This is a genomic window from Photorhabdus sp. RM96S (genome assembly GCF_042879335.1).
In the GTDB taxonomy this organism is placed as follows: domain Bacteria; phylum Pseudomonadota; class Gammaproteobacteria; order Enterobacterales; family Enterobacteriaceae; genus Photorhabdus; species Photorhabdus kayaii.
The window spans coordinates 1-226 of record NZ_JBHFKT010000281.1 but is presented as its reverse complement, the minus strand read 5'-3'; the positions used below and the strand labels follow the sequence as shown (position 1 = coordinate 226).

The following is a 226-nucleotide window of genomic DNA, read 5'->3' as shown; positions in this document are numbered from 1 at the left end:
CACGCTGAAAGTACAGACCCATCACACCTATCGCTTTATCCTGTGGGCCACGGAACGGGGCCTGTACTCTGCCGCGGATATCACGCGGCCGATACTGGAGCGTTACCAGCGTTATCTGTACCAGTACCGCAAGACCAACGGAGAGCCGCTGAGCATCCGCACCCAGCGCACCCAGTTGCAGCCGTTACAGGTGTGGTTCAAATGGCTGACCAAACAGAACCTGATA

At 57.1% G+C, this 226-nt stretch carries 1 pseudogene; it reads left to right on the top strand.

Going from position 1 to position 226, the window contains the following annotated elements:
• Window positions 1–226 (top strand): annotated as a pseudogene (locus ACGF49_RS25355) (recombinase XerD); the annotation flags it as partial.